A 22,723-nucleotide genomic window follows, 5' to 3' on the forward strand; every position below is an offset into this window, starting at 1 on the left:
CGGCGCGACATCGTCGCAGCCGGCGGGTGGCAGGATTCCACAAAAAGAGTCGGGGTCGGTGGCGATGGGTCGGACGTTCCGGATCAAGGTGCGCATGCGCCGCTTCAGGCGACAGCATCCCCGTATCGCCTTCGCGATCCGCTCCTTCATGATTTTCTCGGCGACCTTCGGCGGCGCCTACGGTTTCGTGTCCGGCAGCCGGTCCGAGAACTCCGGTTACGATCCCTACACCTTTGCGATCGGCGCGAGCTTCCTGTTCGCGCTCGCTTGCCTCGGTCTTGCGACGCTGAGCATGCGCCTGCGCTTCGTGAACAAGCGGCTGCGTACGCTTGCCGCCCACAACGAGGCGCTGATCGATCGCAATTGGGAGCTGAAGGAAGCGGAAGAACGCGCCCGCAGCCTGTTCGAGCAGCAGGGCGACCTCATCGTGCTGCGCGCTACCGATGGCCGCATCACCTTTGCCAACGACGCCTATTGCACGCTGGCAGCACAGGCGCGCAGCGCGCTGGTCGGCACGCGTTTCGATTTCGACCTGCTGGAGCAGGGCGACAGCGCCCGCGAGAGCAGCGGCACACGCATCCACGACCAGAAGATCGCAACCCCGCTCGGCGCGCGCTGGATCGCCTGGCGCGAAAGCTATGTCCGCCTCGATGCCGGACAGCCCGCCGAATTGCAGAGCGTGGGGCGCGACGTCACCGACCGCACCGAGACCGAACGCGCCCTGTCCGACGCGCGCGACCAGGCCGACGCCGCCAACCGTGCCAAATCGCGCTTCCTCGCGATGGCCTCGCACGAAATCCGCACCCCCCTGAACGGCATCATCGGCATGGGCGGCCTCCTGCTCGACACCACGCTGACCCAGGAGCAGGCGACCTATGCCAAAGCGGTGAAAACCTCGGGCGAAGCCTTAATGGCGCTGATCGAGGAACTGCTCGATTATTCCAAGATCGAGGCCGGCAAGCTCGATCTCGAACAGCGTCCCTTCGCGCTCTCGACCCTGATCGAGGAGATCACCGAGCTGCTCGCGCCGCGCGCGCAGGCCAAGTCGCTCGAGATCGCCGCCTATGTCGACGAACGCCTGCCGCTCGAGGTGGTCGGCGATGCCGCGCGGCTGCGCCAGGTGCTGCTCAACCTCGCCGGCAACGCCATCAAGTTCACAAGCATCGGCGGCGTCGCGCTGATCGTCGAGCCAGGCATCTGGCCGAACGAGATCAGCTTCCTGGTCCGCGACACCGGCATCGGCATTGCGCCGGAGGCGCAGCAGCGCATCTTCCGCGAATTCGAGCAGGCCGACGAACGCATCGCCCGCACCTATGGCGGCACCGGGCTTGGCCTTTCCATCAGCGAGCGCATCGTCAAGCGCATGGGCGGCCGGATCACGCTCGTGAGCGAGCCGGGCAAAGGTTCGACCTTCGAGATCGCGGTGCCGCTACCGCCGTCGCAAGCCAGCGCGGGGCAGACGGCCTTTCCAAGCCCCGACCTCGCCGGCAAGTCGATGCTTCTCGTCGCCGACGGCATCGAGGCCTCGCTGATCGCGCGACGCCTCGAGCGCTGGGGTGGCCAGACCTGCATGGTTGCGGATGTGGCGGTCGCCGAAGCGCTGCTGCCGGAACGCTCATGGCACGCGGTGCTGATCGATCGTGCGGTCGGCCCCGCCGCGGCCGACCAGCTGGGCGAAATGGCCCGTGCGCATGCGCTGCAGCGTCTCGTGCTGCTGACGTCGGGCTCGCGCCATGAAAAGCTGTCGCCGGCCTTCACCGGCTTTCTGGTGAAGCCGTTGCGGGCGGCCTCGCTCGCTGCGCGCCTCGCGCTGACGCCGGAGGTCGCCTCACCAGATCTCGCGCCGGAACCGCCGGCTGACGCCGCCGGCGCGGCCGCTTCGAAAGGCCTGTCGATCCTCGTCGCCGAGGACAATGAGATCAATGCGCTGTTGATGCGCTCGCTGCTGACGAAGCTCGGCCATCGCGTCGTCATCGCGGTGCACGGCGAGGCCGCGCTGGAGTCCTGGCTCGCCGCATCATCGGCCGGCACGCCCTATGATCTCGTGCTGATGGACATCCAGATGCCACAGCTCGACGGCATCGAGGCGACCAAGCGCATCCGCGCGCATGAGGCCGCGACCGGCGGCCACCACACGCCGATCCTCGCACTCACCGCCAATACTCTGGTGGAGGATCGCTATGCCTGCTTCGAGGCAGGCATGAATGGATTCCTGATCAAGCCGCTCGATCGCGACAAGTTGGACGAAGCGCTGGCAGGTCTTGCGGCGTCACGGCGGCTGGCCGTCTGATCCGGAATTTCGCGGGAACCTTCATCGCGGCGACAATCGATAATTGAAATCGGCCGCATTGCGCGTCACCATAGCTGGGGGCGTTTTGCAACGAAGGACTTTGCGCATGAACGTGCTTTGCCGCCTCGCACTCGTTGTTTTTCTCGCTGGAATGTCCCGCCCCGCCGTAGCCGATACGCCGGAGCTCATCGCCTCGCTCAAGCAAGGCGGCTTTGTCCTGATCTTTCGGCACACCGCCACCGACGACAGCCAGAAGGATGTTTACCCCTTCAAGTTCGACGACATGAGCGCGCAGCGCCAGCTCAGCGACAAGGGCAGGGACATGGCACGACAGATTGGGACGGCCGTGAAGGAGCGTGCGATCCCGATCGGCGATGTCTATACCAGCCGGCTCAACCGCGCGATCGAGGCCGGCAAACTGATCACCGGCCGCGAGGTCAAGCCGGTTGACGCCTTGACGGACAGCAGCAACGCCAGCGCATCGGGAATGGCAAACCCGACCGGTGCCAATGCAAAGGCCGGACAGGCTGTGCGTCAGCTCGTCGACGCGCCGCCGAGTGCCGGAACCAACACCTTCCTGGTCACCCACAAGACCAACATCGCCGATGCCTTCGGTAAGGAGGCCGGCGACGTGCAGGAAGGAGAAGCTTTCGTCTACAAGGCCGGCTCCTCGGGCTCCGCCACCTTTGCTGGACGCATCAAAATCGCCGATTGGACAGCGAAGACCGGCAAGTGACCGAACGCGGCGGCCGGTGCGACGGAGGCGGAGCGTGACTTGCCGCTCCGCCTCCGTCCTGTGATACCAACGTCCCGATGGGTGCGACTGGAGGACCGGCGACACGTGAAAACATCGGAAGACCGCTCATTCCTGGTCTGGCTTGGCGTCATCTCCATCGCGTTCGGCTGGGTGCTTTGGCCATTTTCCGGCGCATTGCTGTGGGCCACGCTGCTGGCGATCATTTTCGCGCCATTCTATCGACGGTGCCTGGAAACATTGCCGGGATGGCATAATCTCGCCGCACTTTTCACCGTGATCGTCGTGGTCGTCATGGTCCTGATCCCCATCGGGGTCGTGATCGCTTCGCTCGTCGACCAAGGTGGCGAGGTGGTTCAGCGCGTTCAGACCGGCGAGATCGATCTGACTCATCCGCTACAGCAACTGAAAGCCGCGCTGCCGGACTGGGCCGTGTCGATGTCGGATCGCCTGGCCGGCATCGATCTGACATCCCTGAAAGAACGCCTGTCGAGCCTGGTGGTCCCGGCCGGCCAGCAGCTGGCGGGGCACGCGCTCAACATAGGTCAGTTCACGGCTGAGTTTGTCGCGAGCGTGCTCGTGATGCTCTACGTGCTGTTCTTCCTGCTGCGCGACGGGGATGAGCTGAACCTGCGCATCCGCGGCGCGGTGCCGCTGCGGGCGAGCCACACCGCCGAGATCATGGATGCGTTCACCCTCGCGGTGCGCGGGACGATCAAGGGAATCATCCTGGTTGCCCTGATTCAGGGCGCGCTTGGCGGAGTGATCTTCTGGCTGCTCGGCCTGACTGCGCCGCTGCTGGCGGGCGCCATCATGGCGCTACTTTCACTTCTGCCCGTGCTCGGCTCCGCCCTGGTCTGGGCTCCGGTCGGACTCTATCTGCTTGTGGCCGGCCCCGTCACGAAGGGGATCATCCTGCTCGCTTTCGGCACTTTCGTGATTGGCCTCGCGGACAACTTTCTCCGCCCCATCCTGGTGGGACAGTCGATCCGGATGCCGAGCTACATTGTGTTGCTCGCCACCCTGGGCGGTCTCGCGGCTTTCGGGGCGAACGGCTTCGTCATCGGCCCACTCGTCGCCGCCATGTTCCTGACGGCCTGGCAGGTCTTCGTCCGCTCGAAAAAGCAACGGGAAGTCCGCAAATGACCTGCTACGCGGCGTAGGCTATGAAGCGCGGCGCGGAGAGCTTCTCGGGCGGCCCCTGAGTGTCCTCGAATATCGTGTCGGTCTTTGCCGCGCGCTTGCAATGCGGGCAGACGAACAGATGCGCGATCACCGGAACCGGCTCGTCCGCGAGCAGCTCCGAACGGTACCACCGCATCTCGACATGGCAATCCGGGCAGGTCGGTGCTTCGAGTTGTTCCGCAGCGCTTCTGAGACGATCAACCATCGAACCCTCGCGTTTTCGAAGGTCATAACTCAATACCTTTTGCCGGTCTGCAATAAAAGACACTCCTGCGCGAATGCGCTGGGGCCCCGCCCGCCGCGGCGCTTACAGCCGCCTGAGCGCCACGCTCTCCACCGTGTGGTCGGCGCCCTTCTTCAGGATCAACGTCGCGCGGGGGCGGGTCGGCAAAATGTTGTCCTCGAGGTTGGCGAGGTTGGTGCGCTCCCAGATTGCGATCGCCGTGGCGGTGGCTTCCTCGTCCGACAGCAGCGCGTAGCGATTGAAATAGGATTTCGGGTTGGTGAACGCGGTGTCCCGCAGCGCCAGGAAGCGCTTGATGTACCATTGCCGCAGCGCCGCTTCGTCGGCGTCGATATAGACCGAGAAGTCGAAGAAGTCGGAGACGACGGGCACCGCCTTGCCGTCGCGCGGCAGCTTGCCGGTCTGCAGCACGTTGACGCCCTCGACGATCAGAATGTCGGGCTGATCGATCTCGGCCCACTGGCTCGGCACGATGTCGTAGGTCAGATGTGAATAGACCGGGGCGCGCACGTGACGGCGGCCGGATTTGATGTCGGAAAGGAAGCTGAGCAGCAGCGGCAGGTCGTAGCTCTCCGGAAAGCCCTTCTTCTGCATGATGCCCTGCCGCTCGAGCACCGCGTTGGGATAGAGAAATCCGTCGGTCGTGATCAGCTCGACCTTCGGCCGGGGCGACCAGCGCGCCAGCAGCGCTTGAAGCACACGAGCCGTGGTGGATTTCCCAACCGCGACCGATCCGGCGACGCCGATGATGTAGGGCACCTTGCGGTCGCGGATGTCAAGGAATTGGCGCTCGGCGTAATACAGGCGCTGCATCGCGTCGACATAGATCGAGAGCAGGCGCGACAACGGAAGATAGATGTCCTCGACTTCCTTGAGATCGAGGCGATCGTGCAGCGAGCGCAACCGGTCGAACTCGCCCGGCTCCAACGTCATCGGCGTATCGTCGCGCAGACGCGCCCACTCCTGGCGCGTATAGATGCGGTACGGATTATATTGCTGCTCGGGTGCGCGGATATCCATGACGCGACCTTCTCCGTTGGGGCTATGTCAGCCCTTACGCGACGCTTTCTCTTCCAACCCCGACATATTCGTTCGCTTGTCGAGCGCGGCTTCCACCTCTTCCAGCTTTACGCCGCGGGACTTGAGCAGCACAAGGAAGTGATAGAGCAGATCGGCACCTTCAGCGATCAGATGTGCGCGATCGTTTTCGACTGCTGCGATTACGGTTTCGACTGCTTCCTCACCGAACTTCTTGGCGCAATGCTCGGCGCCCTTGTCGAGAAGCTTGCGGGTATAGGACGCTTCGCCGCCGGCCGCTGCGCGGACGTCGATGGTCTCGGCCAGATCGTGGATCGTGAAACGCGGCATCGGAATTACTCGGAAACACGCTTGTCAGAACACTTGGCAACACACTTGGCCATGGAGACCATTCCCCGCTACCTCATGTAGCACTTTTATGAACGGGAGTCGTCAGGCATCGAGGCGCATGGCCAGTCCGCGCCGGGCCATGTGCTCCTTGGCTTCGCGAATGGTGAATTCCCCGAAATGGAAGATCGAGGCGGCCAGCACGGCCGTGGCGTGGCCGTCGCGGATCCCGTCGACGAGGTGATCGAGATTGCCGACGCCGCCCGAGGCGATCACGGGCACGGCAACGCTGTCGGCGATCGCCCGGGTCAGCGGGATGTCGAATCCCTGCCGCGTGCCGTCGCGATCCATCGAGGTCAGCAGGATTTCACCGGCGCCGAGCGAGACCACTTCCTGGGCATATTCGATGGCGTCGATGCCGGTCGAATTGCGGCCGCCATGGGTAAAGATCTCCCAGCGCTCGCCGCCGCCGGCGCGCTTGACCCGCTTGGCATCGATCGCGACCACCACGCATTGCTCGCCGAATTTTTCGGCCGCTTCCTTGACGAACTCGCGCCGTGACACCGCCGCGCTGTTGATCGAGACCTTGTCGGCGCCGGCGCGCAGCAGCGTCTTGATGTCATTGACCTCACGCACGCCGCCGCCGACGGTCACCGGCATGAAGCAGGCTTCCGCCGTGCGCCGGACCACGTCCAGCATGATGCCGCGGTTCTCATGGGTCGCGGTGATGTCGAGGAAGGTGAGCTCGTCGGCGCCGGCGGCGTCATAGGCGATCGCCGCTTCGACGGGGTCGCCGGCATCCCGGAGATCGACGAAATTGACGCCCTTGACGACGCGGCCGTCCTTGACGTCGAGGCAGGGGATCACGCGCACCTTGAACATGTTCAGCTCCCGGGCGCGCGCGCGTTGCGGATCAAGGTGAGGGCGGCGGCCGGATCGAGCCGGCCGTCATAGAGCGCGCGGCCGGCAATCGCGCCGGCGAGCTTTTTCGCCCGCGGCGTCAGCATCGCCTTGACGTCCTCGATCGAGGCGAGGCCGCCGGAGGCAATGACGGGAATAGAGATGGCGTCGGCCAGCGCAATGGTCGCGTCGAGGTTCAGGCCCTTGAGCAGGCCATCGCGCGCGATGTCGGTGAAGATGATGGCGGCAACGCCGGCATCCTCGAAACGCTGCGCGATCTCCAGCGCCGTCACCTGCGAGGTCTCGGCCCAGCCTTCGACCGCGACCTTGCCGTCGCGCGCATCCAGCCCGACCGCGACGCGGCCCGGGAATTTCTTCGCGGCAGCCTTCACCAGCTCCGGATCGCGGACCGCGGCGGTGCCGATGATGACGCGGGTGATGCCCTTGTCGAGCCAGGCTTCGACGGTCTCGAGATCGCGAATGCCGCCGCCGAGCTGCACCGGAATCCTGATCGTCTTCAGCATCGCCTCGACGGCCTCGGCATTCACCGGCTTGCCGGCGAACGCACCGTCGAGATCGACGACGTGGAGATACTCGAAACCCCGCTCGACGAAGCTCTGCGCCTGGGCGGCCGGATTGAGGTTGAACACGGTCGCGCGCGCCATGTCGCCTTGCTCGAGGCGCACGCACTGGCCGTTCTTGAGATCGATCGCGGGAAAGAGAATCACGGTTTCCATCGCAAAAAGTTCGAGATCAGGGCCAATCCAAAACGCTGGCTCTTCTCGGGGTGAAACTGCGTGCCGATGGCGGTGTCCTTGCCGACGATGGCGGTGACGGGCCCGCCATAGTCGGCGCGCGCGAGCACGTCCGCCTCGTTGGCAGCATTGAGGTGGTAGGAGTGCACGAAATAAGCGTGCTGGCCTTTGGGGCCGAGCGGCAGCCTCTCCAGCACCGGGTGCTCGCGCAGGACGTCGAGCGTATTCCAGCCCATGTGCGGAATCTTCAAGCTCTCGTCGCGCGGCGCGATCTTCTCGACGTCGCCGCCGATCCAGTTCAGACCTTCGGTGATGACATGCTCCTTGCCGCGGCTCGCCATCAGTTGCATGCCGACACAGATACCGAAGAACGGCCGCGCCTTGACCCGCACCGCTTCCGTGATTGCTTCGACCATGCCGTTGACTTCATCCAGCCCGCGCCGGCAATCGGCGAAGGCGCCGACGCCCGGCAGCACCAGTCGGTCGGCCTCGTAGGCCTGATCTGGGTCGCTGGTCACGAAAACCTTTTGCGGATTTTCGAGGCTGCGCGCGGCGCGCTCGAACGCCTTGGCGGCGGAATGCAGATTTCCGGAACCGTAATCGATGATGGCGACGCTCATCTTGACCCTCCCGGTTCTGGAAACAACCCGATGATGCCACCGGCCGGAATCGGCGGCGGGTTCGAGAATTGCTGACCCGGCACGCTGCGGGTCGGTGGCGGGCCACCGCGGTCGACGGCCCATTGATCGTTGACGATGCCGCGCTGCTTCTGGCTCCAGCGCTCGAAGAAGCGGCGCTCGGCGGTGTCCTCGTCATCGGCGACCACCACGTCGAGCTGCCGCCATTTGCCGCGCGACAGCGTCCAGCGGCGCAGGCTCGAGGCCTCGAAGCCCGTCAGGAGCGCGACGATGACATCGGCGAAGAAGATCGAAGCGCGCCCGACACCGAGGCTGGACAGCCCCGCGTTGAACGCGGCGACGAAGACCAGATAGCCGATCAGCGCCAGCCACAGCCTGTTCCACAGCAGCCAGAGCGGACCGAAGATCATCGCCCAGAAATGGAATCCGTCGCGCACGAACACGAACTTGTCGGTCGCGCGCAGATCGGCTCCGGCGGGGGAGGGAGCATGAATTGTATAGACAGGCATGGTGATGCCCCGTTTCCAGGAATTCAGTGATACCGCAAGCGGCGCGTGCCGCCGGCCGAAAGACGTCAGCCGCCGAGCGAGCCCTTGGTCGACGGGATCTCTCCCACCGCTTTCGGATCGATCGCGACCGCGGTGCGCAGCGCCCGAGCCAGCCCCTTGAAGCAGGACTCGGCGATATGGTGGCTGTTATCGCCATATAGGGTCTCGACGTGGAGAGTCACGCCGGCATTCATGGCGAAGGCCTGGAACCACTCGCGCACCAGCTCGGTGTCGAACTCACCGATCTTGTCGCGGGGGAAGTCGGCCTTGAACACCAGGAACGGGCGGCCCGAGATGTCGATGACCACGCGCGACAGCGTCTCGTCCATCGGCATGTGCACGCCGGCATAGCGGGTGATGCCCGCCATGTTGCCGAGCGCCTGCCTGACCGCCTGGCCGAGCGCGATGCCGGTGTCTTCGGTGGTATGGTGATAATCAATGTGCAAATCGCCGACCGCCTTGACCGTGAGGTCGATGCGGGAATGGCGGGCGAGGAGATCGAGCATATGGTCGAAAAAGCCGATGCCGGTCGCGATATCAGCCGCGCCGGTGCCATCGAGGTTCACGGTGACCTCGATCTCGGTTTCCTTGGTCTTGCGCTTGATCGTCGCGGTGCGCATTGAAACTAGCTCTCATTGGCTCGGGGCCGAAAACGCCGGTCTTTTAACAGCCAAATGACGCCTTCGCTACCGCGGGATCGCCTTGGCAGGCCGGCACTTCCACCTATGGTGAGCGAAATTCGGCCCGGAACGGCCCGTTGTGCGCCTGCGCCGGACCGCCTAAATCAGGCGGATAGCGAGGATCATTCATGCAGGCTTCCCAAAACAGCTCGCCGGGCTGGCACGGCACCACGATCTTGACGGTCCGCAAGGGCGGCAAGGTGGTGGTCGGCGGCGACGGTCAGGTCTCGATCGGTCAGACGGTCATCAAGTCCAACGCCAAAAAGGTCCGGAAACTCGGCAAGGGCGACGTGATCGGCGGTTTTGCCGGCGCGACCGCCGACGCCTTTACCCTGTTCGAGCGCCTGGAAGCCAAGCTCGAGCAATATCCGGGGCAGCTGACCCGGGCCGCGGTCGAACTCGCCAAGGACTGGCGCACGGACCGCTATCTGCGCCGGCTGGAGGCCATGATGATCGTGGCCGACAAGGACGTCTCCCTGGTGCTGACAGGCACCGGCGACGTGCTGGAGCCCGAGGCGGGCGTCATGGCGATCGGCTCCGGCGGCAATTACGCGCTGGCGGCGGCACGGGCGCTGCTCGACACCGACAAGGACGCCGAGGCCATCGTCCGCCGGTCGCTGGATATCGCTGCGGATATTTGCGTCTACACCAACCGGAATTTGACCGTCGAAGCGCTGGCGACCGGCTAGAGCTGTGATCGAACGGCGGCGCTCAGGATTCGGTGTAACCTCTCCCGCTCGCGGGAGAGGTCGGCGCGTAGCGCCGGGTGAGGGCTCTCGCCTCTTGGGGGCTGTCCCAATGTGGAGGCACCCTCTCCCCAACCCTCTCCCGCAAGCGGGAGAGGGAGCGCACCGCCGCTTGGACTGCGAGACGGCCCCCTCATGACCCTCGCGCCTCAGAGCATCAAGACGACGATCCCCCCAGCCACCTGGGTCGGCATCGCGCTGTTGCTGCTGGCGCTGCAGGCCGCCATCCTGTTCGGCATGGGGCGCGTGCCGATCTGCACCTGCGGCTATGTCAAGCTGTGGCACGGCGTGGTGAACAGCTCGGAGAATTCCCAGCACATCGCCGACTGGTACACTTTCTCGCACGTCCTGCACGGCTTCCTGTTCTATGGCCTTACCTGGCTTCTGTTCGTGCGGATGCCGTTCCTGTCCTTGTCGTGGCCGGCGCGACTGATCATCGCCATGCTGATCGAAGGCGCCTGGGAGATCGTCGAGAACTCGCCCTTCATCATCGAGCGCTACCGCGCCGGTACGATCTCGCTGGATTATTTCGGCGACAGCATCGTCAATTCGGTCTCGGACAATCTGGCCATGATGCTGGGGTTCCTCGCCGCACGCGTGCTGCCTGTCAGCGTGACGATCCTGCTCGGACTTGCCTTCGAGATCATGCTGGCGCTGCACATTCGCGACAATCTGACACTCAACATCCTGATGCTGATCCATCCGATCGAGGCCGTAAAGCAATGGCAATCCGGCCCGCCCATCATCTGACGCAAAATCCGGCTTGTCCTACCCCGCATCTGACCCTAGCTAAGGTCCCATGACAGACTTCTCTCCCCGTGAAATCGTTTCCGAACTCGACCGTTTCATCGTCGGCCAGGCTGATGCCAAGCGCGCCGTCTCGATCGCGCTGCGCAACCGCTGGCGGCGGCAGCAGCTCACCGGCTCCTTGCGCGAAGAGGTGCTGCCCAAGAACATTTTGATGATCGGCCCGACCGGCGTCGGCAAGACAGAAATTGCGCGGCGGCTCGCCAAGCTCGCAAATGCGCCGTTCCTGAAGGTCGAGGCGACCAAATTCACCGAGGTCGGTTATGTCGGCCGCGACGTCGAGCAGATCGTGCGCGATCTCGTCGAGGTCGCGATCGCCCAGGTTCGCGAGAAGAAGCGCAAGGACGTGCACGCCCGCGCGCAGCTCGCCGCCGAGGAACGTGTGCTCGATGCGCTGGTGGGAGCCAACGCCTCTTCCGCGACGCGCGAATCCTTCCGCAAGAAGCTGCGGGCCGGCGAGCTCAACGACAAGGAAATCGAGGTCGAGACACAATCGTCCGGCAGCGGCATGCCGATGTTCGAGATCCCCGGCATGCCGGGCGCGCAGATGGGCGCGATCTCGATCGGCGATATCTTCGGCAAGCTCGGCGGCCGCAGCAAGACAAGGCGGCTGACGGTTGAGAACTCGCACGAGATTCTCGTCAACGAGGAATCCGACAAGCTGCTGGACACGGATCAGCTGACGCAGGAGGCGATCAACGCGGTCGAGAACAACGGCATCGTGTTCCTCGACGAGATCGACAAGATTTGCGCGCGCGAAGGCCGTGCCGGCGGCGACGTCTCGCGCGAGGGCGTGCAGCGCGATCTGTTGCCGCTCATCGAAGGCACCACGGTCTCGACCAAGCACGGCGCGGTCAAGACCGACCACATCCTGTTCATCGCGTCCGGCGCCTTCCACGTCGCCAAACCGTCGGACCTGCTGCCGGAATTGCAGGGCCGCCTGCCGATCCGCGTCGAGTTGCAGGCGCTGACCCGCGACGACATGCGCCGCATCCTGACCGAGCCCGAGGCCTCGCTGATCAAGCAATATGTCGCCTTGATGCAGACCGAGGGCGTGACGCTCGACGTCACCGACGGCGCCATCGACGCGCTCGCCGACGTCGCGGTCGCCGTCAATTCCACCGTCGAGAACATCGGCGCGCGGCGGCTGCAGACCGTGATGGAGCGGGTGCTGGACGAGATCTCGTTCACCGCCCCCGACCGCAGCGGCGAGACCGTCAGGGTCGATGCGGATTTCGTGCAGAAGCACGTCGGCGACCTCGCCAAGAACGCCGATCTGAGCCGGTTCATTTTGTAATTTGGAGCGGTCACGCTATTGATGCGGCGTGACCGTACGCATCCTGCAAAATCCCTGGCGGCTCCTGCTCGCGATCAACGCGGCGGTCATCGTCGGCGTGTTCGTCCACAAGATCCAGCTGCCGCCTTACGTCCCCTATATCCATCTCCTGGTCGACTACCATTTCGGCTTCATCAAGCGCGCACTGATCGGGGCCATCGTCGCGGTGTTCACGGACAAGGTGCCGGTCTGGTCGGTGTTCGCGATCGGTGGGGTGACGTGGCTGGTGACGCTGGCCCTCTACGCAAGGCTCTTTCAGAAGAGCTTTGGCTTCACCGCGAAAACGCTGCCGCTGTTCGTCTTCATCGCGGGCTCGCCGTTCTTCCTGAAGAACTTCATGCACACGCTCGGCCATTTCGACATCTATGGCTGTGCGCTGGCGCTCGTCCTGCTGCTGATGCCGGCTGGCTCATTGCTGTTCGTGGCAACGGCAGCACTGTTCTCGATCGTGCTCGTCCTGATCCACCACATTCATCTGCTGATGTATGTGCCGACGATCGTCACCATCGTGGTGATCAGGCACTATCTCGCTTGCGGACTCAACCGCAGCAATGTCGCCTTCGGCATCGTCGCCCTCGCCATCGTCTCCGCGCTGTTCTTCGCCGCACAGTTTTTGGGAACGATGCCGATCCCTGAAGCCGACTTCGTTGCGTACCTGAAAACGCGGATGGCCGATCCGTCCCGCACGGATCTCTTGCAATTCGCCTATATCTGGTACCAACCGCTGGCCAAAGAGGTCTCTGACACCTGGGGCCGCCTGCCGCACAACATCCTCGGCGTGCCCGTGTTCGCGCTGTTGATCTGGCTGCACACGCCGCTGTGGCGCTTCTTCGCAAACCTGATCGGCGCGCTCGCAAGCGAGACGCACCGCCGCCTCGTGCTCGCGGCGCTGATCGGGGTCAGCCTCGCTTACCTCGTGATGTTCGCGATGGTGTTCGACTATTCGCGCTGGATCTCGAACTGGGCGGTCTGCATGTTCCTGATCCTGCACGCCGTGAAGATGCTGCCGGCTGCGCGGGAGACGCCACTGATTCCGGCGGAGGATCGGAAGACCAACGTCTTCGGCCTGATCATCACGCTGATCCCGCGCGTCGGAATCGTCCGGCCGTTCTAGACGGTGTGCTCCCTCTCCCGCTTGCGGGAGAGGGTCGGGGAGAGGGCTTTCTCCGCAGCGGGAATCCCCAAGAGGAGAGAACCCTCACCCGCCGCGCGCTCCGCGCGTCGACCTCTCCCGCAAGCGGGAGAGGCAAAGGGAGCCCGGTCCTCGGCTGATTTCCTACCCCCTCGCCCGCCTGATCCGCACATACAGCGCGCCCTCGCCGCCATGGCCGATATGGGCCGTCTCGAAGCCGACGACGAAGCTGCGGAATTCCGGCAGGCTCAGCCATTCCGGCACCTGACGGCGCAGCACGCCGCTTTCGCCGCCGCTGCGGCCCTTGCCGGTGATGACGAGCACGAAGGTCAGGCCGTCGTGATGGGCGCGGTGCAGGAAGCCGGTCAGGGCGCGATGCGCGCGGGTTTGGGTCATGCCGTGGAGATCGAGCCGCGCCTCGATCTCGCTGCGGCCGCGCGACAGTTTCGTCCGCTCGCGCTTGCCGAGCGGCGCCAGGGGCGGGACGGCCGGTTTTGCGGCGCGCGGCGGCGCTGGTGCAGCGGCAACTTGCCGTGGCGATGACGCAGGCCGCATGACCGGTGTTGCGGGCGAAGGCTCGGCGCGCGGAGCGGCATGCGCCTTCGCCGCGCGGTGCTTCCTCAGCGGCTTCACCTGTTTGGCAACGCCCTCCCACAGCGCGCGCTCCTCCTCGCTCAGCGCGCGGCGGCGCGGCGAGGGGCGAGGCTCCAGCACGGGCGGACGGGACGATCGCTTCATTGCTGCCGATGGGGACGCTTCTTCGCTGGCCGCTGCGGTTCGCGATCGGCCTCGATCACCGGACGTGGCGCCGGCAGCGGGACTGGACCCGCGATGGCGACCGTGTCGCTCCTGGTTTCCGCGGGGCCGGACGCGGCGGCCGGCTTCGCCGTTTCCTTCCCGGGATCGGTTTGCGGAAACAGCTTTGCGATCTTCTCCGAGGGGCGCGGATCAGGCACCGGCAGCCGCGCAGCTCGCGCCGAGGGATCGAGACCCTTCGGCACCAGCATCACGAAATGCATGGGATGGCGCAGCCGACCGGAGACGCGGCCGGCATCCGCGCCGGCGCCGAAATAGAGATCGGCGCGCGCGGGACCGATGATAGCCGAGCCGGTGTCCTGCGCGATCATCAGCCGATGGAACGGTGTTTTCGAGCGTTCGGAATCGATCGGCAACTCGCCCTCGATGAAGAACGGCGTGCCGTAGACATGCAGCGCCTTGTCGACCGCGATCGAGCGTCCCGCCGTCAGCGGAATACCTTGCGCGCCCACCGCCTCCTCCTTGTCGGAGAGATTGACCTCGCGGAAGAAGATGTAGGAGCGGTTCTGGCGACGCAGATCCTTGGCACCGTCGGGATTTTGCGCCATCCACTCCCTGATCTTCTGCATCGACATCTCTTCCTTCGGAATGATGCCGCGCTCGATCAGGACGCGCCCGACGGCGGTATAGGGATAGCCGTTATAGGCGTCGTAATTCAGCCGGACCGTGCCGCCGTCGTCGAACTTGATCCGTGCCGAGCCCTGGATCTGCGCGAACAACAGGTCGGTCGGATCCTTCAACCAAGCGATCTCCAGCCCGCGGCCGGCGATCTTGCCGTCCTCGATCTCGCCGCGGTCGTAATAGGGTACCAGCTTGCGGCGGCCGATCTTGCGATAGACCGGACCCTTGTTGGGCAGGCTGACCGAATCCTGCTTGTAGCCGCGCACGAACAGATTCGAGGGGCGGCGATAGACCGGCACGTTGAAGACGTCGGTCTGCGTACGCGATCCCTCCAGAACCGGCTCGTAATAGCCGGTGACGAAGCCGTCGGGCTCGCCCAGGCGCGAAATTCGCAGCGGCGCGAAATTCTCCTCGAAGAAGGTCTTTGCTTTGGCGTCGTCGCCGAGCTCGAGCGATTTCGCCACCCGGCAAGGTTCGCTCAACGAACCTCCAATTGCTTTTGATTCGGCCTTCGGTTCAGTCGCTCCGGTTTGTGCATTGATCGGCTTGCAGCTGGCGCGAAACGTCTTGTACGCCGCGAGGTGATTGTCATCGCTCCAGCCCTTCACGTCCGCCCAGGCCAGCGGCAGATATTGCGCGCCCGGAATTTCGAACGGCAGCGGGAGCTGCGGATAGGGCAAGGCACGCGGCGGAGCGGCAGGCAATTGCGGCAGATGATGGTGATGGCTGCGATAGTGGCGCCGCGCCGCTTCGGCGCCGAGCGAAAACGAGGACAGCGCGACGACGCCTGCGCAAAGCGCGGTCGCGCCGGTCTTCAGAAAGACCTTAATTCGCGCTTCCGGTGCCAACCAGCTTCCAGTTCGGATCGCGGGAGGTGATGTCGCGGGCGAAAGTCCAGATGTCGGTGATGTCGGCAACCGTGTCGGCGCTGCCGTCGACGATGTTGCCGGCCTTGTCTCGGGTGGCCGAGATCATCTGCGAGACGAAGCGGATCGTGAGCTGGGCGGTACGGTCGCGAAGCTCGGCGCCAACGAGCTCGGCCTTGTCGATCGAAACGAAGCGGGTCTCGGTCTTCTGCTCTTTCGTCTCGCGTTCCTTGATTGCGGCCTCGAAGCTCTCATAGACGTCTGGCGACAGCAGGTCGCGCAGCGCGCGGCGGTCGCCATTGGCAAAGGCCAGCACGATCATCTCGTAGGCACCCTTGGCGCCCGAGATGAAATGACGCGGGTCGAACGTGGAATCCTTCTCGACGATGGCATCCAGGCCCTGCGCCAGCGCGGTGCCCGGCTCGGTCAGACCCTTCCAGCGGTCGGACGGCGGGGTCGGCTCGGCCGTCGGCGCCAGCGGGGCCTGGTCGATCACCTTGCCCGGCATGGTCACGACGTTGTTGTCCTGGGCACTCCCGAGCGCATTGCGGGCGGCGGTCCGATCGAACGGCGGCCGCTCGTTGCCGGTCCGCTGCCCGAGCACGCTGCGCAGCCGCAGAAAGATGAAGACCGCCAGCGCCAGGAAGATAATGGTGTAGATGTCCACGTCGGATTCGCTTTCTGGTCTTTGCTCTGGGTCCACGCTTTGGGGTCGTCGCCGGGAAAATCAATCCGGCCAGTAGACCGTTCCATACGGGAACGGCAAGTCTACATCACCATTTTAGGGCCGCGTCAGGTCCGTGGGATGTAGGCACGAAATCTTGCCGGGCCAATGGCGCCTTTTGGCACAGCACCGAGTGTAGCGCGTTTTATGCTTAAGGGGAAACCCGATCCTGTCCGGAAATCGCGCATCTTCAATCATTTAAGGCGCAGTTTAGCGGAAAAGGCCGGATCAACGCGGCAGTTGCGGCGCGGCCGCAATCCCGCCTCCGGGACCGTTCGTCCTTGTGGAATGAGGCGGCCCTATGTTAGCCAACCGCCGCGAAATTCAGCCCAAATCGGGTAAGGAGAGAATCTCATGACCAACGGTAACGGCACCCCTCCCGAGGCGGCCCAGGCTCCCCAGCTCAACGTGCTGGCGCAATATACCAAGGACTTTTCGTTCGAGAATCCGAACGCGCCCAGCTCGCTCCAGCAGCAGAGCCAGCCCCCCCAGATCAACATCCAGATCAATGTCAGCGCCAACAACCTCAGCGAACAGGAGTTCGAGGTGACGTTGTCGGTCGAGGGCAAGGCCGAGACCGCGGGCAAGATCATGTTCTCGTTCGAGCTCGCCTATGCCGGCGTGTTCCGCATCGCCAACGTGCCGAAGGAAAATCTGCATCCGCTGGTCATGATCGAGTGCCCCCGCCTGCTGTTCCCGTTTGCCCGCGAGATCATCGCGACGGCGGTGCGCGACGGCGGGTTCCCGCCCCTGATGCTGGACCCGGTCGACTTCGTCGGTCTCTATCGTCAGAACATGGAGCGGCAAATGGCCGCCCCGACGAGCGGCCAAGCATAGGCCAAGCCTAACCAGCCGGAGGAGCTGGAGCGGGCAAAAACTCGTTCCAGATCGCCTTGTCGCCGAGCGTCGCGATGAAGGCCCGGTGGGCCTCGCGCTCGGCATCGGAAACCCGTGGCGCGAGCGGCACCAGCCGTTGCCGCCGCGGCGCATCGCCAGCCGCATTGACGCGAATCTCCTGAGCCTCCGACGCCAGAAGCAGCTGCGACTGCCGCGCCCCGACCAGATCGACATAGACCTCGGCCAGCAACTCGGCGTCCAGCAGCGCGCCGTGCTTGGTGCGGCGTGAGTTGTCGATCGCATAGCGCGAGCAGAGATCGTCGAGCCTGTTGGACACGCCGGGATGCTTGCGGCGCGCCAGCAGCAGCGTATCGACCAACCGTTCGCGCGGAATCGCCGCGCGCTTGATCTTGTCGAGCTCGGCATTGATGAAGCCGATGTCGAACGAGGCGTTGTGGATCACCAGCGGCGCATCGCCGATGAACTCCAGGAACGCATCGGCGACCTCGTGGAACAGCGGCTTGGTCGACAGAAATTCGGCCGACAGCCCATGCACCGCAAAGGCTTCCGCCGGCATGTCCCGTTCAGGATTGATATAGACGTGGTAGGTCTGTCCCGTCGGCATGCGATTGAGCATCTCGACGCAGCCGATTTCGACCAGACGATCGCCGCGAAGCGGATCGAGGCCAGTGGTTTCGGTATCGAGAACGATTTCGCGCATGCCTTGAGATCGGTGTCTTGAGAGCCGTCTGAGGCGGCGAATCAGGCTCGCCGCTGCGGCATCTTAACCACCTCGGCCAGGATGTGGGCGATTTGCGCGCGCACCGGTTCAAGTCCGTGTGACGTATCCACCACGAAATCGGCCCGCTTGCGCTTCTCGGCATCGGGCGTCTGCTTGGCGATGATCGCATCGAGCTTGGCTTCGTCCATGGTACCGCGCGCCAGCACCCGCTCACGCTGGAGTTCCGGCGAGGTCGAGACCACGACCACGGCGTCCACGCGCTTCTCGCCACCGGTCTCGAACAGCAGCGGAATGTCGAGCACCACGACCGGCGCCTTGGCGGCTTCCGCCTCGGCGAAGAACTTTTGCCGGGACGCGCCGAGCATGGGATGGACGATCTGCTCGAGGTGCTTGATGGCAGCGGGATCATGCACGACGCGCGCCGACAGTTTTGGCCGGTCCACCTTGCCGTACACGGTGGTGCCGGGAAAGGCGGCCTCGATCGCGGGCGCCGCTTCACCCTCATAGAGCTGATGCACGGCGGCATCGGCATCGTAGACGGGCACACCAGCCTCTGCGAATAGTTTCGCGGTGGTGGATTTTCCCATCCCGATCGAGCCGGTCAGTCCCAGGATCCGCATCAGCGTCCAGCCAAGTCTGTTATTCACATGTCTGCCATTCACACGGCAACTAGCCGTTCGCGTCGCAGGAACGCAAGCAGCGGCAGCAGCGGCAGGCCAAGAATGGTGAAATGATCGCCCTCGATCCGCTCGAACAGATGGATGCCCAGGCTTTCAAGCTGATAGGCGCCGACGCTGGTGGTGACGGCGTCGCCGGCAGCGTCCAGATAGATTGAAAGCTCGTCCTCGGTCATCTCGCGCATGGTCATGCGGGCAACCGAGACGTCTTCGAAAACGATCTGGCCATCATGCGCCACGGCCACCGCGGAATTCAGCTCGTGGCTGTTGCCGGCGAGATCGCGCAATTGCGCCAATGCCTGCGGCCGGCCCGCCGGCTTGTTGAAAAGACGGTTGCCAAGAGCCAGGGTCTGATCGGCCCCGATCACGTAGCTCCCGGGATAGCTGGCCGAGATCGCTTTGGCCTTTTCGCGCGCCAGCAGCAGAGCGATCTCGCGCGGATTTGAAAGCGCCGAAGCCAATTGAATGCCGCGCTCGTCGATATCGGCAGTAACAGCCTTGAACTCCAGCCCGGCATTGGCCAACAGCATTTTCCGGGCGCTGCTTTGCGAGGCCAGGATCAACGGATGTTTGCCGAGCCACAGACCCATCGCAAGGACTATCCGGAAGGCCGGTTGCGCTGGCGATCGCTGTAGAGCTTCATGATCGCCGCCGCGGTTTCCTCGATCGAGCGACGCGTGACGTCGAGCAGCGGCCAATCGTGCTTGGCGCTGAGCTTGCGCGCAAACGCGACCTCCTCGGTCACCGACTGCCTGTCGGTATATGTCTCGTTGCCCGAATCGGATCCCATCGAGAGCAGGCGATTCTGACGAATCTGGATCAGGCGCTCCGGCGTCGCATGCAGGCTGACGACCAGTGGCCGCGTCAGCTTCCCCAGCTGCTCCGGCACGGGAATGCCGGGCACCAGTGGCACGTTGGCGGTGCGGATGCCGCGATTGGCCAGATAGATCGACGTCGGCGTCTTGGAGGTGCGGGACACGCCGACCAGCACGACATCGGCATCGTCAAGACCTTCGACATGCTGACCGTCGTCGTGGATCATCGTGTAGTTCAGCGCGTCGATGCGCTTGAAATATTCCGCATTGAGGACGTGCTGGGCGCCGACCCGGCCCGTGGTCGCAGCGCCGAGGTAAGCCTCGAACAATTGCATCACCGGACCGATGATCGACAGGCTCGGAACGTTGATGCCCTTGCACTTGTCCTCGAGGCGGGCAACCAGATCCTTCTCCAGCAACGTGAACAGCACGATCCCCGGCGCCTCCTCGATCTCGTCGAGCACGCGGTCGAGCTGCTTCTGGCTGCGCACCAGCGGATAGACATGCTCGACGGGGGTGACGTTGGCGTATTGCGCAGCGACGGCGCGCGCCACCGTAATCAGCGTCTCGCCGGTTGAGTCGGACACCAGATGCAGATGGAAATAATTGTTCGAGGTCGGCACAAAATCCCTTTGTATGGAGTCGGTGTGGTTTGTGGATTTCTGTGGACCTTAACCCCTCGGAAAGGGATGCGCGACACCGAGGGCGGGACAAGTGCCGATTTTCTTCACACCACTGCCCGCTGGCATAAGTTCAGCGGCCCGTCAGGAGGGAAACGGGATGACGCGGACAACCCCCTTAATAAGCTGCCGACAGAAGCACGCAAGCCTTTGAAGCTGGCTGACTTATCGCAAACCGCCAGAGCTGCCGGGGATATGTTGATGGATGTGAACAAACGAGCGCGAACGTGCGGACGGAATCTTGTGAGTCCAATTCACGGTCACATAGACTCAAACCTTAAGAATCTAAGATTCTTTATTGGAGAAGGGGCGCTCCAGATGGACTATGTGTGCAGGTGAGACCTTAACGAGTTCTTACTATCCCCAGTTCCATTCGCTGGTAGAAACCCCGGGCGCCCAAAATGTTCGAAGACGTCTATCTCTGGATCAAGGCGCTGCATGTGATCGCGGTCATCGCCTGGATGGCGGGCATGCTCTATTTGCCGCGGTTGTTCGTTTATCACTGCGAGGCCGAGATCGGCTCGAAGCAGTCGGAAACGTTTAAGGTCATGGAACGCCGGCTGCTCAAGGCGATCATCAACCCCGCCATGATCGTCACTTGGCTCGCCGGGCTCTACCTTGCCTGGTCCGGCCACTGGTTTTCATTCGGCTGGCTGCACGTAAAACTGGCAATGGTCCTGGCGATGTCGGGGGTCCACGGCTTTTTTTCCCGCTGGGTCAAGGACTTCGCCGCCGACCGGCGTTCGCGGACCCAGAAATTCTATCGGATAATCAATGAGGTGCCGACCATTTTGATGATCATCATCGTCGTGATGGTGATCGTGAAGCCGTTCTAGGCACAGCACGACGAAACGCTCAGCGCTTCGGCTTGCGGAGTGGCGAGCGATTTTCTATATTGTCGATATCCCACCCAACGCAGGCGGATGTGGTTGTGTCTGAGCTTTCCAGAGGCCGGACACCGCATCAGGTTTGAAGCCTCATCGGCACTTAACCTTGCCAGACCTGCGGACCTTATCTTCACGCGTCCGCATTTCAGAGCCTCCTCGCACCCCCTCCCAAGGTTACCCCACAGGACCACCCCAATGCGGGAAATTAAACTCGAAGACCTCAAGTCCAAAACCCCGGCCGAGCTCGTCTCGTTTGCGGAGGAGAATGGGGTCGAGAATGCCAGCACGATGCGCAAGCAGGAACTGCTGTTCGCCATCCTCAAGCAGCTCGCGCTCGCCGAGACCGACATTGTCGGCCAGGGTGTCGTCGAGGTTCTCTCCGACGGCTTCGGCTTTCTCCGCTCGCCCGATGCGAACTATCTGCCGGGCCCGGACGACATCTACGTTTCGCCGTCGCAGATCCGCCGTTTCGGCCTGCGCACCGGCGACACCATCGAAGGCCACATCCGCAGCCCCAAAGAGGGCGAGCGCTATTTCGCGCTGCTGAAGGTCAACACACTCAATTTCGAGGACCCGGAAAAGGCCAAGCACAAGGTCAATTTCGACAACCTCACGCCGCTGTTTCCGAACCAGCGTTTCCGTATGGAAATCGACGATCCGACGCGAAAAGACCTTTCTGCAAGGGTGATCGACATTGTCGCGCCCATCGGAAAGGGCCAGCGCGCGCTGATCGTGGCGCCGCCGCGCACGGGTAAAACCGTGCTGATGCAGAACATCGCGCACTCGATTACGCACAACCACCCCGAATGCTATCTGATCGTGCTGCTGATCGACGAGCGTCCGGAAGAAGTCACGGACATGCAGCGCTCGGTGAAGGGCGAGGTCGTCTCCTCGACCTTCGACGAACCGGCGGTGCGTCACGTCCAGGTCGCCGAAATGGTGATCGAAAAGGCCAAGCGCCTGGTCGAGCACGGCCGCGACGTCGTGATCCTGCTCGATTCGATCACCCGCCTCGGCCGCGCCTACAACACCGTGGTTCCCTCATCCGGCAAGGTGCTGACCGGCGGTGTCGACGCCAACGCGTTGCAGCGGCCGAAGCGCTTCTTCGGTGCCGCCCGTAACATCGAGGAGGGCGGCTCGCTGACCATCATCGCGACCGCGCTGGTCGATACCGGCAGCCGCATGGACGAAGTCATTTTCGAAGAGTTCAAGGGCACCGGTAACTCGGAGCTGATCCTCGACCGCAAGGTCTCGGACAAGCGCACCTTCCCGGCGATCGACATCTCGCGCTCCGGCACGCGCAAGGAGGAGCTCATCACCGATCCGCAGGTGCTCAAGAAGATGTACGTGCTCCGCCGCATCCTCAACCCGATGGGCACGATGGATGCGATCGACTTCCTGCTCGACAAGCTGCGCTCGACGAAAAGCAATTCGGAGTTCTTCGACTCCATGAACACCTGAGTGCAGTGCAGCAATAAGTTAGAGGGCGCCTTCGGGCGCCCTTTTTCGTTGTGCGGCCTGCTGCAGCGAAGGCGCAGCATGCAACCGTGGGGAAGGGTGGATCCGATTTTCCAAGAAGATGCTGATATGGCTACATAATTCTTGATAAAATTTTGCAGATGTTCCTCAGGCGGGGAGGTTTTTGCAGCAGAATGGCGGGGATCATATTGCATTGCAG

25 protein-coding genes are annotated in these 22,723 nt (G+C 63.6%); 10 read left to right on the plus strand and 15 right to left on the minus strand.

The genetic code is table 11. The annotated features are described in order from the left end of the window. The first annotated feature begins 64 nt into the window (after positions 1-64). The 3 genes from CIT39_RS00860 (at position 65) to CIT39_RS00870 (ending at position 4,190) form a co-directional block, all read left to right on the plus strand. Positions 65-2,290, plus strand: a complete 2,226-nt coding sequence (locus CIT39_RS00860) for an ATP-binding protein (protein ID WP_162308950.1) — start codon at positions 65-67, stop codon at positions 2,288-2,290. Between the two features lie 106 nt (positions 2,291-2,396). Continuing rightward, positions 2,397-3,026 carry a histidine phosphatase family protein gene (locus CIT39_RS00865; protein ID WP_094975999.1) on the plus strand — a complete coding sequence of 210 codons (630 nt, stop codon included), beginning with the start codon at positions 2,397-2,399 and terminating at the stop codon, positions 3,024-3,026. A 105-nt stretch (positions 3,027-3,131) separates the two neighbouring features. After that, positions 3,132-4,190 carry an AI-2E family transporter gene (locus tag CIT39_RS00870; protein WP_162848683.1) on the plus strand — a complete coding sequence of 353 codons (1,059 nt, stop codon included), beginning with the start codon at positions 3,132-3,134 and terminating at the stop codon, positions 4,188-4,190. Positions 4,191-4,194: 4 nt separating this feature from the next. Here CIT39_RS00870 and CIT39_RS00875 read toward each other — a convergent pair whose 3' ends face one another. From CIT39_RS00875 to hisB, 8 genes are all read right to left on the minus strand, one after another. Then, entirely contained in the window at positions 4,195-4,434 is a 240-nt protein-coding gene (locus CIT39_RS00875) for a hypothetical protein (protein ID WP_094975997.1), read from the minus strand. A 102-nt stretch (positions 4,435-4,536) separates the two neighbouring features. Then, positions 4,537-5,493, minus strand: a complete 957-nt coding sequence (gene coaA, locus CIT39_RS00880; protein WP_094975996.1) for a type I pantothenate kinase — start codon at positions 5,491-5,493, stop codon at positions 4,537-4,539. 27 nt (positions 5,494-5,520) lie between these two features. After that, positions 5,521-5,841 carry a phosphoribosyl-ATP diphosphatase gene (locus CIT39_RS00885; protein WP_094975995.1) on the minus strand — a complete coding sequence of 107 codons (321 nt, stop codon included), beginning with the start codon at positions 5,839-5,841 and terminating at the stop codon, positions 5,521-5,523. A gap of 102 nt (positions 5,842-5,943) precedes the next feature. Then, positions 5,944-6,720 (minus strand): imidazole glycerol phosphate synthase subunit HisF, encoded by a 777-nt coding sequence (gene hisF, locus CIT39_RS00890; RefSeq protein ID WP_094894083.1) that lies wholly within the window; start codon positions 6,718-6,720, stop codon positions 5,944-5,946. A gap of 2 nt (positions 6,721-6,722) precedes the next feature. Continuing rightward, the gene (gene hisA, locus CIT39_RS00895) at positions 6,723-7,466 is read right to left on the minus strand and encodes a 1-(5-phosphoribosyl)-5-[(5-phosphoribosylamino)methylideneamino]imidazole-4-carboxamide isomerase (RefSeq protein WP_094976999.1); all 744 of its coding nucleotides are present in this window, start codon (positions 7,464-7,466) and stop codon (positions 6,723-6,725) included. Then, the gene (hisH, locus tag CIT39_RS00900; RefSeq protein WP_094975994.1) at positions 7,463-8,113 is read right to left on the minus strand and encodes an imidazole glycerol phosphate synthase subunit HisH; all 651 of its coding nucleotides are present in this window, start codon (positions 8,111-8,113) and stop codon (positions 7,463-7,465) included. The genes hisA and hisH overlap by 4 nt, the downstream gene beginning before the upstream one ends. Beyond that, entirely contained in the window at positions 8,110-8,640 is a 531-nt protein-coding gene (locus CIT39_RS00905; RefSeq protein ID WP_094975993.1) for a DUF2628 domain-containing protein, read from the minus strand. The genes hisH and CIT39_RS00905 overlap by 4 nt, the downstream gene beginning before the upstream one ends. A 65-nt stretch (positions 8,641-8,705) precedes the next feature. Then, the gene (hisB, locus tag CIT39_RS00910) at positions 8,706-9,299 is read right to left on the minus strand and encodes an imidazoleglycerol-phosphate dehydratase HisB (protein WP_094975992.1); all 594 of its coding nucleotides are present in this window, start codon (positions 9,297-9,299) and stop codon (positions 8,706-8,708) included. A gap of 188 nt (positions 9,300-9,487) precedes the next feature. On the opposite strand from hisB, the gene hslV reads away from it, so the two are divergent. The 4 genes from hslV to CIT39_RS00930 all read left to right on the plus strand — a co-directional run bounded on the left by hslV (position 9,488) and on the right by CIT39_RS00930 (position 13,362). Continuing rightward, on the plus strand, positions 9,488-10,048 hold the full coding sequence (gene hslV / locus CIT39_RS00915; RefSeq protein ID WP_094975991.1) for an ATP-dependent protease subunit HslV: 561 nt from the start codon (positions 9,488-9,490) through the stop codon (positions 10,046-10,048). Positions 10,049-10,240: 192 nt separating this feature from the next. Beyond that, the gene (locus CIT39_RS00920) at positions 10,241-10,855 is read left to right on the plus strand and encodes a DUF2585 domain-containing protein (RefSeq protein ID WP_094975989.1); all 615 of its coding nucleotides are present in this window, start codon (positions 10,241-10,243) and stop codon (positions 10,853-10,855) included. A gap of 49 nt (positions 10,856-10,904) precedes the next feature. After that, positions 10,905-12,209 carry an ATP-dependent protease ATPase subunit HslU gene (hslU, locus tag CIT39_RS00925; RefSeq protein WP_094975988.1) on the plus strand — a complete coding sequence of 435 codons (1,305 nt, stop codon included), beginning with the start codon at positions 10,905-10,907 and terminating at the stop codon, positions 12,207-12,209. A gap of 28 nt (positions 12,210-12,237) precedes the next feature. Continuing rightward, positions 12,238-13,362, plus strand: coding sequence for a hypothetical protein (locus CIT39_RS00930; RefSeq protein ID WP_094975987.1), 1,125 nt, complete (start codon positions 12,238-12,240; stop codon positions 13,360-13,362). A gap of 162 nt (positions 13,363-13,524) precedes the next feature. Here the strand turns inward: CIT39_RS00930 and CIT39_RS00935 are convergent, their stop codons facing one another. The 3 genes from CIT39_RS00935 to CIT39_RS00945 are packed head-to-tail and all read right to left on the minus strand — an operon-like array spanning position 13,525 to position 16,350. After that, complete coding sequence (locus CIT39_RS00935; RefSeq protein ID WP_094975986.1) at positions 13,525-14,118, minus strand: Smr/MutS family protein; 594 nt, start codon at positions 14,116-14,118, stop codon at positions 13,525-13,527. Then, on the minus strand, positions 14,115-15,665 hold the full coding sequence (gene mltA, locus CIT39_RS00940) for a murein transglycosylase A (RefSeq protein ID WP_162308831.1): 1,551 nt from the start codon (positions 15,663-15,665) through the stop codon (positions 14,115-14,117). The genes CIT39_RS00935 and mltA overlap by 4 nt, the downstream gene beginning before the upstream one ends. Then, positions 15,643-16,350: a Tim44/TimA family putative adaptor protein gene (locus CIT39_RS00945; RefSeq protein ID WP_094975985.1), complete on the minus strand. Its 708-nt coding sequence runs from the start codon at positions 16,348-16,350 to the stop codon at positions 15,643-15,645. The genes mltA and CIT39_RS00945 overlap by 23 nt, the downstream gene beginning before the upstream one ends. A 411-nt stretch (positions 16,351-16,761) precedes the next feature. On the opposite strand from CIT39_RS00945, the gene secB reads away from it, so the two are divergent. Further along, positions 16,762-17,244: a protein-export chaperone SecB gene (gene secB, locus CIT39_RS00950; RefSeq protein ID WP_094975984.1), complete on the plus strand. Its 483-nt coding sequence runs from the start codon at positions 16,762-16,764 to the stop codon at positions 17,242-17,244. Positions 17,245-17,251: 7 nt separating this feature from the next. Here the strand turns inward: secB and dnaQ are convergent, their stop codons facing one another. From dnaQ to CIT39_RS00970, 4 genes are read right to left on the minus strand one after another with little or no spacing between them, the layout of a single operon-like run. Then, positions 17,252-17,965, minus strand: coding sequence for a DNA polymerase III subunit epsilon (dnaQ, locus tag CIT39_RS00955; RefSeq protein WP_094975983.1), 714 nt, complete (start codon positions 17,963-17,965; stop codon positions 17,252-17,254). Between the two features lie 41 nt (positions 17,966-18,006). Beyond that, positions 18,007-18,606, minus strand: coding sequence for a dephospho-CoA kinase (gene coaE / locus CIT39_RS00960; protein ID WP_094975982.1), 600 nt, complete (start codon positions 18,604-18,606; stop codon positions 18,007-18,009). Between the two features lie 38 nt (positions 18,607-18,644). After that, complete coding sequence (locus tag CIT39_RS00965; protein WP_094975981.1) at positions 18,645-19,253, minus strand: Maf family nucleotide pyrophosphatase; 609 nt, start codon at positions 19,251-19,253, stop codon at positions 18,645-18,647. Between the two features lie 8 nt (positions 19,254-19,261). After that, positions 19,262-20,101 (minus strand): pyruvate, water dikinase regulatory protein, encoded by an 840-nt coding sequence (locus CIT39_RS00970; protein WP_094975980.1) that lies wholly within the window; start codon positions 20,099-20,101, stop codon positions 19,262-19,264. Positions 20,102-20,559: 458 nt separating this feature from the next. On the opposite strand from CIT39_RS00970, the gene hemJ reads away from it, so the two are divergent. Together hemJ and rho are read left to right on the plus strand one after the other, a co-directional pair. Beyond that, positions 20,560-20,994 carry a protoporphyrinogen oxidase HemJ gene (hemJ, locus tag CIT39_RS00975; protein WP_094975979.1) on the plus strand — a complete coding sequence of 145 codons (435 nt, stop codon included), beginning with the start codon at positions 20,560-20,562 and terminating at the stop codon, positions 20,992-20,994. 246 nt (positions 20,995-21,240) lie between these two features. Further along, positions 21,241-22,506, plus strand: a complete 1,266-nt coding sequence (rho, locus tag CIT39_RS00980; RefSeq protein ID WP_008133567.1) for a transcription termination factor Rho — start codon at positions 21,241-21,243, stop codon at positions 22,504-22,506. Positions 22,507-22,723: the final 217 nt, after the last annotated feature.

It is taken from the genome of Bradyrhizobium symbiodeficiens (assembly GCF_002266465.3).
Classification (GTDB): domain Bacteria; phylum Pseudomonadota; class Alphaproteobacteria; order Rhizobiales; family Xanthobacteraceae; genus Bradyrhizobium; species Bradyrhizobium symbiodeficiens.